Below are 13,424 nucleotides of genomic sequence, written 5' to 3' on the forward strand. Positions count from 1 at the left end.
GCCCGAGGCGTACCCGGCGCCCAGGAGCAGGGCGGCCACGGCGGCGAAGCGGATCTCGCTCACCTGCCACAGCGTCTCGGGCTCGTGCTCTTCGGTCTCTTCGCCGGTGCGCGGCTCTTCGCCGTCGCATGCGCAGGCGTCACTCACCGCGCACCCCCGTCATCGTCGTGGTCGGGCTGTCGGTTCCGTAGGTGGGGCACAGCGCCACCGCCTGGCCGGTCGCGGCCAGCAGGACCTCGGCCGAGGCCAGCAGGTCCAGCAGTTCGGGGCGGGCCAGGGAGTAGAACACCTGCCGCCCCTCGGCGCGCCCCTCGACCAGACCGCAGTCACGCAGGCACGCCACGTGCTTGGAGACCGTGGACTGCGCCAGCCCCAGTTGGGCCACCAGGTCGGCCACCCGCGCCTCGCCCTGGGCCAGGCGGCGCACGATGGCCAACCGTGTGCCGTCGGAGAGGCTGTGAAAGAGGGCTTCGGCCGCGCTCAGGGTCGTACTCGTTGTGGACGGACACTCATCCGTGCTATTCATCGTCATGAAACGATCATATCCCATTTCGACGATGATTGAAGGTGTGGGCATGCTCATGAACCGCGTGGAGTCGGCGCTGATCGACTCCGGCCCCCGGCGACTGCTCCAGCACTACGAGGCCAACCTGCTCATCAAACTGGGCGGACGCACCCCCGGGGCCCGCGTCGCCGAACTGGGCTGCGGGCCCGGCTACGGCACCGGGCTCATCCTGGACACCTTCGGCGCCGCGTCCGTGGACGCCGTCGACCTGGACCCCAAGATGCTCGCCAGAGCACGGCGCCGCCTTCAGCGCCACGGAGAGCGCGTCTACCTCGCCCGCGGATCGGCCACCGACCTGGCCACCGCCTTCGCCCCCATCGGCGGCGGTAAGGACGCCTCCTACGACGCGGTGTTCGACTTCGCGATCATCCACCACATCCCCAACTGGCGCGACGCCCTGGCCGAGGTCGCCCGCGTCCTCACACCCGGCGGCCGGTTCTTCTTCGACGAGGTCACCGCCACCGCCCTGGCCCGCCCGACCTACCAGGTGCTGTTCGACCACCCCACCGACGACCGATTCAGCGCGGGCGAGTTCCTCGCCGAACTGCCCCGCCACGGCCTGCACATCGGCGAGAACTGGCGCACCCGCATCGGCGCCGATTACCTCCTCGGCGTCGCCACCCGCACCTGAGATCGGTGCGTGTGGCCACTGCCGGGGCCCATATCTCACAGGAGACCTGCACTGGGGCAGGCCCTCGGGCGGGCTTAGGGAGACTTTCCCGTTCACGGTGATGCCCTCGGCAAGGCCGAGCACCAGCCCCCTTGCAGAGCGGGGCAACAACGACTGGCCGGCCGCCATGGGAACCGGGCCGTTCAGCGTGGACCAGGTCCGGTTGTTGTTCTTCGCTCCGGTCGGGGAATGGGGTCGACGAGGCTATCGGTCTACTGGTCGTCGGGATGTCCGTCCTCGGCGTTGAGAACTCCCAGTGGGTTCGTTCGGGCCTGCTCGGGTTCGGTTCCGTTCCGGGAGGACCCGGCCGGATCGAGGATCAGCGTCGTCGTACCTTGTGAGGTCTCTGGTGCGCAGCCTTGACCACTCACGATGGGGTCGTTGACGAATCGTCCCGTGGGTATGGTCGATCGGCTCGCCATCCCGCACTATTGATGCACCACCTTCTCCAGGGGGTGAGGTCATGGTCTTCTCGACGCTCCTCGCCTGCCACGTGCTCGCCGGGCTGACGGCGACGGTCTGCGGCGCCGCGGCCATGCTCGTGCGCAAACGCCCCCGCAGGCACCCGTTCCTCGGCCGGGCCTACGGCCTGGCCCTGGTCGTGGTGGTGGTGACCGCCCTCGGCATGGGCGTCCTGCACTGGCCGCACGTCAACCACCTGCTGGTCGTCGCGGGGGTGGCCGCGGCGTCCGCGGCGGTCGGCTACACGGCGCGGCGGGTCCGCTGGAAGGGCTGGCTGCCCTGGCACATCAGTGGCATGGCCCTCTCCTATATCGCCATGCTCACCGGGTTCTACGTCGACAACGGGCCCCGGCTGCCGCTGTGGAACCTGCTGCCGCCCGTCGCCTTCTGGTTCCTGCCCGCGGCCATCGGCGCACCACTGCTGGCACGTGCCCTCGCCCGCCACCGCACCCGGCCGCGGCAGCTTTCCGGGTAAACCCGCATCGTGCGGTGGTCCCGGTGCAGAGCCCCGGCGCGGCGGGTCAAGCTTCGGTGTTCAACAGCCTCGGGAGGAGAACCTCGCGGATCCGCTGCTCGATGTCCTCCCGGATCTCCTGCACGGTCTCCAAGGGCTGCCCGGAGGGTTCGGGGATCTCCCAGTCCAGGTAGCGCTTCCCCGGGTAGACGGGGCAGGCATCACCGCAGCCCATCGTCACCACGATGTCGGCCGCGCGCACCACGTCATCGGTGAGCGGCTTGGGGTAGTCGATGCTCAGGTCGATGCCGATCTGCGCCATCACCGCCGCGACGCCCGGGTCGATACCGGACTGCGGCATCGACCCCGCCGAGCGGATGTGGACCCGTTCCCCGGCCAGGTGGCGCAGGATGCCCGCGGCCATCTGGGAGCGGCCCGCGTTGTGCACGCACACGAAGAGCACTTCCGGCACCGGTTTCGCCAGGTTCCCCTGGACCTGGGCTATCGCGGCCAGACGCTCGGCCGCGAAGCGTTCGGTGAGCACCGGCAGATGCGCGGTGACGGCGGCGCTGTGGGAGAGCTTCTCGTAGGAGTCGGACAGGCAGCGGCGCACCGTTTCGGGGGAGAAGATCCCGGTGAAGCGTGTCGTCAACCTCTCCTGTACCCGGATGAGCAGGTCGTGGGGGTCCAGGACCCCCGGAAGCGGCGGCGAGGGCGGCCTGCCCCGGGTGTCGGTGCCCGAGGGTGTGCGCAGGGGCTCCAACGCCTCGCGCAGTGTCGGTTCCTCCTTCTCGGCTTCGGCTCCGGAGGAGGCGAGGAGGCTGGGCAGAAGAACGTGCAGGCGTGTGGCGGCCGGCGTGGCCGTGTAGAAGGTGTGGTTGCCCTGCCGGTGCCGTTCGAGCAGTTGGGCCTCGACCAGGACCTTGAGATGGTGGCTCACGGTGGGGTCGGTCAGGTCGAAGGCCTCGGCCAGCTCCCGGGCCGCCGTTCCGTTTCGGTCACCGGTCACCGTGAGGCTGAACAGGCGCAGCCGGACGGGGTCGGCGAGGAGCTTGAGCTGGGAGGCCAGCCTGGTGGCCGTACCGACGGGCAGCGGGGAGACCGCGGCCGGAGGGGTCCCCTGGGGTTGCGAGCTCATGATGGGGTCGCTTTCTCACGCCGGTTCCTGAGTGGGGTCCGCTCGCTTCACACGGAGGGGTCGGCGAGCCCGAGCAGGCTGTGCAGGGCCGGGGCTCGGCCGGGTGCGAGCGAGTACCACGAGCGCTTCCCCTCTTTCCGGCGCTCGACGAGGCCCGCGTCGAACAACTTGCGGAGGTGGTGGCTGGCGGTGGGCTGGCCGACCTGCAAGAGGTCCGCCAGATCCTGCACGTACATGCCGCCTCCGTCCGCCGTGGCGAGGGCGTGCAGCAGGCGCAGCCGGGTGGGGTCGGCCGCGGCCTTGAGGAGGGCGGCGATGCCGTCCGCGCGCTGGGGTGAGTACGCCTCGTCCGTTCCGGAGGCGGGTGCTGCCTCCGAAGCGGTGCCGTCCTCACGTTCATCCAGGTGCGTCCGATCCACACGTGCAGTGTAGGGGCGGGCCCCGAAGGCGCCGACATCAGGCCGCGTCCGCGTCGAGCCGGTACCCCACGCCCCGAACGGTGTGGATGTACCGGGGGGACTCCCGGTCCTTCCTCAGCTTGTCGCGGAGCCGCCGGATGTGCACGGCGATGGTGTTGTGGGCCGGGGGCAGCTCCTTGTTCCACACCTCGCGCCAGATCTGCTCCCGGGTGACCACGAGGCCGGCGTGGTCCAGGAGGTACCTCAGGAGCTGGAATTCACGCATGGCCAGACTGACCGGCTGCCCGTCCACCCGCACCCGGTGGCCGTGGGGGTCGAGTTCGATCCGCCCTGCGCGGACGGAGCCCTGCCACGACCGGGCGGGCTCCGGCAGGTGCTCCGGTGCGGACGCGTGGATGAGCGCCGCGAGCTGCACCGCCCGGTAAGGGCGGGCGACACAGGCCATGGCCCCGGCCTCCAGGGCCCGCGTCGCCTGTTCGGCGTCATCGGGGTCGGCGCCGACGATGATCGGGATACCCAGGGTCTCCCGCACCGCGGCGATGAGCAGTTCCAGCGGCAGCCCCGGGACGTCGACACCGACGATCAGCACGTCGGGCCGGGCCATGCCGATGCGCAGCAGCGCTTGGGCGCTGTCGGTGCACACCCCGATGTCCAGGTTCCGGGACCCCAGGTCGAGGACCATCTCGTGGGAGATGTCGTTCTCGGCCTCCACGAGTAGAACTCTCGCGGGAACGGGCAGGGATGCGTGAACGGCAGCGTTCCTGCGGATCGGGGGGCGTACCGCCGAGGTGGCGCCGGGTGCGGGCATCGGGACCTCCGGGTGTTCTCCTGTGGTGTGCCGTGTTCCTTGTTCTGCGGGTGCTGCGGGGGATCAGCCGAAGCGGCCGGTGATGTAGTCGTCGGTGCGCTTGTCGGCGGGCTTGTTGAAGATGGTGGTGGTCAGGTCGTACTCGACCAGGCGGCCGTGGCGTTCGCCCTTGTCGTCGACCTCCGCGGTGAAGAACGCGGTGCGGTCGGAGACCCGGGCGGCCTGCTGCATGTTGTGGGTGACGATGACGATCGTGAACTCGGTGGCCAGCTCGTTCATGAGGTCCTCGATCTTGAGCGTGGCGATCGGGTCCAGCGCCGAGCACGGCTCGTCCATGAGGATGACCTCGGGGTTCACCGCGATGGTCCGCGCGATGCAGAGCCGCTGCTGCTGGCCGCCAGAGAGGGCGAAGGCGCTCTCCTTGAGCTTGCCCCTGACCTCCTCCCACAGGGCCGCCTTGGTCAGCGCCTCCTCCACGATGTCGTCCAAACCCTTGCGCACCCCGTTGACACGAGGGCCGTAGGCGACGTTGTCGTAGATCGACTTGGGGAACGGGTTGGGCTTCTGGAAGACCATCCCGATGCGGCGGCGCACCTCGATCGGGTCGATGTCGGGGGCGTACAGGTCGTATCCGTGGTAGCGGACGGCACCGCTGACCCGGGCGCCGGGGATGAGGTCGTTCATCCGGTTGAGCGTGCGCAGCACCGTGCTCTTGCCGCAGCCGGAAGGGCCGATCATCGCCGTGATCTGGCGCGGGCCGACCTTGAGTTTGACCCCTCGGACCGCCTCATAGCCGTCGTAGTGGACCGACATGCCGTCGATCTCGAAGACGGGGTCCTCCAGCCCGGGCACGTGGCGGTTGTAGACGGTCGGGGTGAAGGGAGCGCGGGTGCCGTCGAAGGTGGATGTGGTGGACATGGGCCTCACCGGTGCCTCTGGTAACGGTTGCGGATGAAGATGGCCGCGGAGTTCATCGTCAGGATCACCACGAGCATGAGGACGATCCCGGCCGAGGCCAGGGCGTGGAACTCCGGGCGGGACTGGGCGATCCATCCGTAGATCTGGATGGGCAGGGCCGTGTACTGGCTGAGCAGCCCGTCGGGGTTGAAGGAGACGAAGGTCAGCCCGCCCAGCAGCAGCAGGGGAGCCGCCTCGCCAGCGGCCCGGGACAGGGCGAGGATGGAGCCGGTCGCGATCCCGGGGACCGCGGCGGGCAGGACCGTGCGCCACACGGTCTGCCATCGGGTGGCGCCGAGTCCGTAGGAGGCCTCCCTCAGGGAGGAGGGCACGGCCCGGATCGCCTCGCGCGAGGCGATGATCACCACGGGCAGGACCAGGAGGGACAGGGTGAGCGCCCCGGTGACCAGGGTGAAGCCCAGACCCAACCCGCGCGCGAGGATGCCCAGGCCCAGGATGCCGTAGACGATGGAGGGGACGGCCGCCAGGTTGGAGATGTTCAGTTCCAGCAGCCGGTTGTACCAGGTGTTGGGGTTGGCGTACTCCTCCAGGTAGACGGCGGCCAGGACACCGGTGGGCAGGCAGAACAGGGCGACCAGGCCGATGAGCCAGATGGTTCCCCACAGTGCCGCTTGGGCACCGGCCTGCTCGGGGCGGCGGATGGAGGCGAACTCGGTCAGCAGGCGCAGGTCCAGGCGGGACCAGCCCTCGATCAGGACGTAGCCGATCAGGACCACCAGGAACAGCACAGCGGTGATCACACAGGCGCGCAGGACCAGGGAGAACAAGAGGTCGGCCCAGCGGATCCTCTTCCGGCCCAGTCCACCCTCGGGGGCGGAGAGCCGGGTGCCCGATGCGGCGGTCGCCGTCATTCGTACACCTCCCGGTATTTGCGCACCAGCCTGGCGCTGATGAGGTTCATGACGAAGGTGATGGCGAACAGCAGGGCGCCGACGGCGAAGATGGTCTGGTAGCTCAACGAACCGAGCGGCAGGTCCCCGGTGCCCGCTGCGGCGATGAACCCGGTCATCGTCTGCATGCCTTCCAGGGGGTTCAGGGTGAGGTTCGGCTGTCCGCCGGAGGCGATGGCCACGATCATCGTCTCGCCCACCGCGCGGGAGACGGCGAGCACGAAGGCGGCCACGATTCCGGAGAAGGCTGCGGGGACCACCACGCGCAGGGCGACTTGGCGCGGCGAGGAGCCCAGGGCGTAGGCGCCTTCGCGCAATCCGGCCGGAACCGCGCTCATCGCGTCCTCGGAGAGGGAGGCGACGGTGGGGATGATCATCACGCCCATGACCAGACCGGCCGAGAGCGCGTTGAACACCTGCGGTCCGCTCTCCCAGGGCCAGTACTCCTGGAGGAAGGGGGTGATGAAGCGCAGCGCGAAGAACCCGTAGACCACCGTGGGAACACCGGCCAGGACTTCCAGGATCGGCTTGACGACGGAGCGGGTGCGCGGGTGAGCGTACTCGCTGAGGTAGACGGCGGCCCCGAGCCCCAGGGGGAGGGCCACGCACAACGCGATCACGGTGATCTGCAAAGTTGCGCTGACCAGGGGCAGCACCCCGTAGGAGGGGTCGGCGAACAGGGGGGTCCACTCGGTGGTGAAGAAGAACTCCACCCAGCTCACCTGACGGAAGAACTCCGCGGTGGTGGGGATGAGAGCTCCGATGATGCCCACGGTCGTGGCCACTGAGACCAGGGCGGCGACGAGCAGCAGGGCCTGGACGGCCAGCTCTCCGTAACGAGGGCGGGACCGCCGCAGCGGCGCAGCCGCGTCGGCGGTCCTCGGTGACGTGTCCGTCATGAGGCGGAGCTCTCCTTCAGTGCCTCCAGGTCGGCGTTGAGCTCCTCCTCCTGCTCGGGGTTGAGCGGGATGAACAGCGCGTCCTCGGCGATCTGGGCGTGCTCGGCGACGAAGAACTCCACGAAGGCCAGGGCCTCGGGGCGCTCCAGAGCGGTCGCGGTCGGGTAGATGAACAGGGGTCGACCGAGAGGGGCGTAGGAGCCGTCCTGGACGGCTTCCACGCTGGGGGAGATACAGCCGTCGCCGTTGTCGATGGCCACGGCGTTCAGGGTCTCGGCGTTCTCCTCGTAGTAGGAGAAGCCGAGGTAGCCCATACCGCCGGGGCTTCCGGAGACACCCTGGACGGTGACGTTGTCATCTTCGCTGGGGGTGTAGTCGGTGCGGGTGGCGCCCTCTTCTCCGTTGATGGCCTCGGTGAAGTAGTCGAAGGTGCCCGAGTCGGTGCCGGCCCCGAACGGCTCCAGCGGCTCGTCGGGGAAGGAGTCGTCGACCTGGTTCCAGTTGGTGACCTGCGAGTCCGGTTCCCAGATCGCGGTGAGCTGCTCGACGGTCAGGCACTCGGCCCAGTCGTTCTCCTTGCTGACCACGACGGTGAGCGCGTCGTTGGCCACATGGAACTCCTGGTAGGCCACACTGTTGGCCTCACAGTTGGCGGCCTCGTCCTCCGCCATGGGCCGGGAGGCGCCGGTGACGTCGAGTTCGCCGTTGCAGAACTTCTCCATCCCGCCACCGGTGCCGGAGATGCCCACGGTCACCTGCACTCCGGGGTTCTCCTCCTGGAAGAACTCCGCGGCGGCGGTGGAGAGTGGGCCCACCGTGCTGGAGCCGTCCACCGTCACGGTTCCGGACAGTCCTCCGTCATCGCCCGCCGCGGTTCCCTGGTTGCCGCCGCAGGCGGTCAGCGCGGCCATCAGTGCCGTCGCTCCCGCGAGGCCAACGAACACACGCTTGTGGTTGGTCACGACCTTTGTCCCTCATCTCGAATTTCCACGGAGCCGTCATCTTGCACGATGACGCCAAGACGTATGTAAATGTGTCTAAGTGAATCCAAGATGAACGAAGCCCATCCCCTGTAGGAAGAGGTCGCATGTTCCGTGCCCGTAGGCCCTGAAGCCCGACATCGCGTGGGCGCCCGGTCACGCCGGGTCGACATTCCCGGGGTCGGCCGCCTGGAAGAGCAGTGCTCCGCAGGGAGCGGGACGGCCCTTCAGGAACGATCGGGAGAACCGAGGAAGGAGTAGCTCTCTAGGGGCGGGGTCGCAGCCCCAGGTCAGGGGGTCGTGTGGCCGGATCCGTCGGCGCAGGACGCCGCGCAGTCGCCGCCACTCTCGCCGGTGTCGCGTCGGCGCTCCAGTAGGACGGTGTCGCGCCAGCGGTCGTGGCGGCGGGCGATGCGCTCGCGCACCCCGACGGTGCGGTAGCCCGCCTGGTGGTGCAGGGCCAGGGAGGCGCGGTTCTCGGGGAAGACCGAGGTCTGGAGCGTCCACAGGCCGTCGGCGTCGGCCTCGGTGACCTGGCGGAACAGCAGTGCCTTGCCCACGCCGCGGCCGCGGGCGCCCTCGGCGACGTAGACCGAGGTCTCGGCGACCCCGGCGTAGGCCTCGCGGGCCGAGACCGGGGAGGCGGCGGCCCAGCCGACCACGGCGCCGTCGAGTTCGGCGACCCAGCGGTGGCCGGGGAGCCACCGGTCCTTCAGGGCCCGGGCCGGGGGCGCCTCGGTCTCGAAGGTGGCGTCGCCGGTGGCGATGCCCTCGGCGTAGATGTCCCGGACGCGGTCGAGGTCGGCGTCGGCCATCGGGCGGGTGGTGACGTCCTCGGGCAGGTCGGTGGGGCAGCAGGGGCGGGCGGCGAGCAGGCCCATGACGGCGTCGGCGGCGTGCGGCAGGCCGACGCAGCAGGCGGGGTTGACGGCGACCCGGGTGGAGGTGCCGACCCTGGTGAGGGTCACGAACCCGACGTCGGCGAGTTTGCGCAGGTGGTGGGAGACGGTGGGCTGGCGCAGGTCCACCATCTCGGCCAGTTCCCCGACGCCGACCGATCCGGGGGTGGTGGCGATGGCGTGGAGCAGCCGGACGCGCATGGGTTCGGCCAGGCAGGCGAACCAGGCGGCGTAGGTCTCGGCCTCAGTGGTGGAGAGAGAAGGCTCGGCGTGTTCGAGCGATGCAAGGGCCATACCTCCATTATCGACCATGATCTATGGTTGCGTCCATCGGCGAGCGTCGATAGAGTCCCAATTCATAGACACAGATCGATGAAAGGACGTGTCATGAACGAGGGACTTCCCGTCGCGGTGATCGGCGCCGGACCCGCAGGGCTGGCGGCGGCAGCGGAGTTGGTCGCACGCGATCTTCCGGTCCTGGTCCTGGAGAAGGGCGACCGGGCGGGGGCGGCGGTGTCGGAGTGGGGGCACGTGCGGCTGTTCTCGATGTGGCGCGACCTGGTCGACCCCGCGGCGGAGAAGCTGCTTACCGCGACCGGGTGGGTCCGTCCCGCCGACGGCGGGTACCCGACCGGCGCCGAGTGGGTCGGGTCCTACCTCGCCCCGCTGGCCGCCGCCCTGGGCGACCGGGTGCGCTTCGGAGCGCAGGTGACCGGGGTGAGCCGCCGGGGACGGGACCGGGTGGTGGACGCCGGACGCGCCGAGGCACCGTTCACCGTACGGGTGCGGACGCCCGACGGCGAGGAGCGGGTGCTCGCCCGCGCCGTCGTCGACGCCTCCGGCACCTGGGACTCACCGAACCCGGTGGGCGGTGACGGGCTGTCCGCCCTGGACGAGGCCGCCGCGACGGAGAGGATCTCCTACCGCGTCCCGGACACCGCTGCCCCGGGGACGCGCGCCCGGTACGCGGGGCGGACCACGGCGGTCGTCGGCAGCGGGCACTCGGCGCTGACCGCCCTGGTGGCCCTGGCCGCGCTGGCCGAAGAGCACCCGGGCACCCGCGCGCTGTGGGTACTGCGCCGTGGGGAGATCGGCGACTCCTTCGGTGGTGGGGCCGCCGACCAGCTGGCCGCGCGCGGCGCTCTGGGGCAGCGGGCCAGAGCCGCGGTGGAGGCCGGGCACGTTCGGGTGGTCACCGGGTTCCGCACCGCCGAGATCCGAACCGAACAAGACGGCCGCCTCCTGTTGATCGATGAGGACGGCCGGGAGTTGGAGTCGGTGGACCAGGTGGTGGCTCTGACCGGGTTCCGGCCCGACCTGTCCTTCCTGTCCGAGATCCGCCTGGGCCTGGACCCGACCCTCCAGGCTCCGGTGGAACTGGCCCCCCTCATCGACCCCAACGTGCACTCCTGTGGCACCGTCTACCCCCATGGGACGGCCGAGCTCTCCCACCCCGAGTCCGGGTTCTTCCTGGCGGGCATGAAGTCCTACGGGCGCGCCCCCACCTTCCTGGCCCTGACCGGGTTCGAGCAGGTCCGCAGCATCGCCGCCCACCTGGCCGGGGACCACGAGAGCGCTGCCCGGGTGGAGCTCACCCTGCCCGAGACCGGGGTGTGCGGCGGCGCCGGGTTGTTCGACGACCCCGACGCCACCAAGGCCGACGCCGGGGGCTGCTGCGGCCCGGCCGTGTCGGAGGAGTCCCCGGTCACGGTGACCGGTGTCGGCGGCGGGCTCGCCGTCTCGACGCTGCCGCTGGTCTCGGCCGCCCCGGCCTCCTCTGCGGGCGGCGGATGCTGCGGTGGCGGGGAGTCCTCGCGTGTGTCCGAGCCGGATCGGGTGTCGTGACCTCGGAACCCGAAATCGCTCCCGGCGCGCATCCGTCCGTGAACGCGGCCGCTGCGCGCCGGGGCCTGTGGGTCCTGTGCGTCACCGTCACCACCGGCTACGGGGTGCTGTTCTACGCCTTCCCCGTGCTGGTTGCGAGCATCACCGCCGACACCGGGTGGTCCCTGACGACGGTGACCGCGCTGTTCTCCGCCTCCCAGGTCATCGCGGGGCTGGTCGGTATCCCGGTGGGGCGCTGGGTGCAGGCCCGGGGCCCGCGCCCGGCGATGACGGCGGCGGCCCTGCTCGCGGCTCCGGCCGTGACGGTCATCGCCCTGGCCCCGAACCTGTGGGTCTTCGCCGCTGCCTGGCTGGTGGCGGGCGCGGCGATGGCCGGGCTGTTCTACCCTCCGGCCTTCGCCGCACTGACCCACTGGTACGGCGACGCCAAGGTGCGGGCCCTGACCGCTTTGACGCTGGCCGCTGGCCTGGCCAGCACCATCTTCGCCCCCCTGACCGCGCTCTTGGAGGGGACCTGGGGGTGGCGCGGCGCCTACCTGGTCCTCGCTCTCGTGCTTCTGGTCGTGGTCGTGCCCCTGCACGCCATGGCCCTGCCACGAGGCTGGGCCCCCAGCGGTGTCGAACACCGCAGCGGCCGAGGGCGCAGCGCGCGTGCCGTGGTGCGCAGCCGGACGTTCTGGGCTCTCACGGCGGCTCTGGCCCTGGGGTCCTTCACCGTCTACGCGGTGGTGGTCAACCTCGTTCCCCTGCTGGAGGAACAAGGCTGGGGCACGACGGAAGCCGCCTGGGCCTTGGGGGTGGGCGGAGTGGGTCAGGTGCTCGGCCGTCTGGTCTACGCGCCCCTGGAACGGTGGAGCGGCCCGGTGCTGCGCACGGTGGCCGTACTGGGGGCCTGCGCGGTGACCACCCTGTTCCTGGCACTGGTATCAGGGCCTTGGGGGCTGGTCCTGGCCGTCGCGGCATTGGCGGGCATGGCGCGGGGCATCCTCACCCTGCTCCAGGCCACCGCCGTTTCCGACCGGTGGGGCACGACGCACTACGCCACCCTCAACGCCCTCATGCACACCCCCCTCATGCTGGCCATCGCCGTCGCGCCGTGGGCAGGCGCGGCGCTGGCCGGACTTCTGGGCGGTTATCCAGCGGCGTTCGTGGCGTTGGGAGCCCTGGCAGGCCTCGGCACTCTGACCGGTCTGTTCACCCGCGCCGAAACCGGTCCGCTCCGGAGCTGAGCCCCTTCTCAAGCATCCCCTGCTCTCACCCCTGCGAGGTTCGGGCCTCGCAAGAACGAAAGAGTCCTTGACATGGAAGACGTTTTTCTCGCCGTCATCGGTGCCGGTCAGGCGGGCCTGGCCACAGCCCGGGCCGCCAACCGGCGCGGTGTGCGCCCCCTGGTACTGGAGGCCGCCGAAGAGCCGGGGGGCTCCTGGTCGCACTACTACGACAGTCTGACCCTGTTCTCCCCCGCCCGCTTCTCGTCACTGCCCGGACATGCGCTGCCCGGTGACCCCGAGCGCTACCCGCGCCGGGACGAGGTGGTGTCCTACCTGCGTGAGTACGCCTCGCGAGTGGACGCGGACCTGCGCTACGGATGGCGTGTGGAGGGGGTCGAGCACGATGGCGAGGAGTTCGTCCTTACGACCGGGGACGGAAATCGGGTGCGTGCGGCGGCGGTGGTCGCAGCCACCGGCGGCTTCACCCGGCCCCACCGCCCCGCGCTGGCGGGACTGGACGGCTTCACCGGGACGGTGCTGCACGCCGCCGAGTACCGCTCACCCGCGTCCTTCACCGGTCAGCGGGTCGTGGTGGTCGGTGGAGGTAATTCCGGGGTGCAGATCGCCGCGGAGCTGGCTGGCGTGGCCCGGGTGAGCCTGGCCACCCGTTCCCCGGTGGCCTGGGCGAACCAGCGGCCCCTGGGCCGGGACATCCACTGGTGGTTCACCCGTAGCGGTCTGGACGCAGCCCCGCTGCGCCGTGTCTGGGAGAAGGGCCCCACCCTGGTCAACGACGACGGTCGTTACCGTGCGGCCTTTGCCTCGGGCAACCCCGACCGGCGCGAGATGTTCACCCTCCTGGACGGGGACAAGGTCATCTGGGCCGACGGCAGTACGGACAAGGCCGACACCCTCGTCCTGGCCACGGGCTACCGGCCCGCCCTGGACTACCTCGCCCCCACCGGAGCCCTGGACACCGCAGGCTGCCCCCTGCACCGCGGCGGAATATCCACCACGGTGCCCGGGCTGGGATACGTGGGGTTGGAATTCCAGCGCAGCTTCTCCTCGGCCACCCTGCGCGGGGTCGGCCGCGACGCCCGACATGTCATGCGACGCTTGCTGAGCCGGGAAGGCCGTCACGGGTCCGCCGTCGCAGGGCGCGCACGCGGGGAGAACCGGCCCGGATGAACCATCAGCGGAGAAGAG

General features: G+C 70.4%; 14 protein-coding genes. 5 read left to right on the forward strand and 9 right to left on the reverse strand.

All coding sequences use genetic code 11. The features are described 5' to 3' along the window. Positions 1-139: 139 nt before the first annotated feature. Positions 140-532 (reverse strand): metalloregulator ArsR/SmtB family transcription factor, encoded by a 393-nt coding sequence (locus tag ABZ249_RS22880; protein WP_355266367.1) that lies wholly within the window; start codon positions 530-532, stop codon positions 140-142. 43 nt (positions 533-575) lie between these two features. Between ABZ249_RS22880 and ABZ249_RS22885 the strand changes: the two genes are divergently transcribed. Both ABZ249_RS22885 and ABZ249_RS22890 read left to right on the forward strand, forming a co-directional pair. After that, entirely contained in the window at positions 576-1,196 is a 621-nt protein-coding gene (locus tag ABZ249_RS22885; RefSeq protein ID WP_355266370.1) for a methyltransferase domain-containing protein, read from the forward strand. Between the two features lie 502 nt (positions 1,197-1,698). After that, positions 1,699-2,172: a hypothetical protein gene (locus tag ABZ249_RS22890; RefSeq protein ID WP_355266373.1), complete on the forward strand. Its 474-nt coding sequence runs from the start codon at positions 1,699-1,701 to the stop codon at positions 2,170-2,172. Positions 2,173-2,218: 46 nt separating this feature from the next. On the opposite strand, the gene ABZ249_RS22895 is transcribed toward ABZ249_RS22890, so the two are convergent. From ABZ249_RS22895 to ABZ249_RS22930, 8 genes are all read right to left on the reverse strand, one after another. Next, positions 2,219-3,289 (reverse strand): metalloregulator ArsR/SmtB family transcription factor, encoded by a 1,071-nt coding sequence (locus ABZ249_RS22895; RefSeq protein ID WP_355266376.1) that lies wholly within the window; start codon positions 3,287-3,289, stop codon positions 2,219-2,221. A gap of 47 nt (positions 3,290-3,336) precedes the next feature. Next, the gene (locus tag ABZ249_RS22900) at positions 3,337-3,708 is read right to left on the reverse strand and encodes a metalloregulator ArsR/SmtB family transcription factor (RefSeq protein ID WP_355266379.1); all 372 of its coding nucleotides are present in this window, start codon (positions 3,706-3,708) and stop codon (positions 3,337-3,339) included. A gap of 37 nt (positions 3,709-3,745) precedes the next feature. After that, positions 3,746-4,420, reverse strand: coding sequence for a response regulator transcription factor (locus tag ABZ249_RS22905; protein WP_355266382.1), 675 nt, complete (start codon positions 4,418-4,420; stop codon positions 3,746-3,748). A gap of 159 nt (positions 4,421-4,579) precedes the next feature. Then, entirely contained in the window at positions 4,580-5,434 is an 855-nt protein-coding gene (gene pstB / locus ABZ249_RS22910; protein ID WP_355266385.1) for a phosphate ABC transporter ATP-binding protein PstB, read from the reverse strand. Between the two features lie 5 nt (positions 5,435-5,439). After that, positions 5,440-6,345 (reverse strand): phosphate ABC transporter permease PstA, encoded by a 906-nt coding sequence (gene pstA / locus ABZ249_RS22915; RefSeq protein ID WP_355266388.1) that lies wholly within the window; start codon positions 6,343-6,345, stop codon positions 5,440-5,442. Then, positions 6,342-7,283, reverse strand: a complete 942-nt coding sequence (pstC, locus tag ABZ249_RS22920) for a phosphate ABC transporter permease subunit PstC (RefSeq protein WP_355266391.1) — start codon at positions 7,281-7,283, stop codon at positions 6,342-6,344. Before pstC ends, pstA begins: the two co-directional genes overlap by 4 nt. Continuing rightward, entirely contained in the window at positions 7,280-8,245 is a 966-nt protein-coding gene (locus ABZ249_RS22925) for a PstS family phosphate ABC transporter substrate-binding protein (RefSeq protein WP_355266394.1), read from the reverse strand. The genes pstC and ABZ249_RS22925 overlap by 4 nt, the downstream gene beginning before the upstream one ends. A gap of 308 nt (positions 8,246-8,553) precedes the next feature. Next, the gene (locus ABZ249_RS22930; RefSeq protein WP_355266397.1) at positions 8,554-9,456 is read right to left on the reverse strand and encodes a metalloregulator ArsR/SmtB family transcription factor; all 903 of its coding nucleotides are present in this window, start codon (positions 9,454-9,456) and stop codon (positions 8,554-8,556) included. Positions 9,457-9,549: 93 nt separating this feature from the next. Here ABZ249_RS22930 and ABZ249_RS22935 point away from each other — a divergent pair, with 93 nt between their 5' ends. The 3 genes from ABZ249_RS22935 to ABZ249_RS22945 all read left to right on the forward strand — a co-directional run bounded on the left by ABZ249_RS22935 (position 9,550) and on the right by ABZ249_RS22945 (position 13,406). Beyond that, on the forward strand, positions 9,550-11,007 hold the full coding sequence (locus ABZ249_RS22935; protein ID WP_355266400.1) for an NAD(P)-binding domain-containing protein: 1,458 nt from the start codon (positions 9,550-9,552) through the stop codon (positions 11,005-11,007). A 38-nt stretch (positions 11,008-11,045) separates the two neighbouring features. Then, positions 11,046-12,236, forward strand: coding sequence for an MFS transporter (locus ABZ249_RS22940; protein WP_355266403.1), 1,191 nt, complete (start codon positions 11,046-11,048; stop codon positions 12,234-12,236). Positions 12,237-12,308: 72 nt separating this feature from the next. After that, on the forward strand, positions 12,309-13,406 hold the full coding sequence (locus ABZ249_RS22945; protein WP_355266406.1) for an NAD(P)/FAD-dependent oxidoreductase: 1,098 nt from the start codon (positions 12,309-12,311) through the stop codon (positions 13,404-13,406). The last annotated feature ends 18 nt before the right edge of the window (positions 13,407-13,424 follow it).

It is taken from the genome of Nocardiopsis sp. NPDC006139 (genome assembly GCF_040614155.1).
Taxonomy (GTDB): domain Bacteria; phylum Actinomycetota; class Actinomycetes; order Streptosporangiales; family Streptosporangiaceae; genus Nocardiopsis; species Nocardiopsis changdeensis.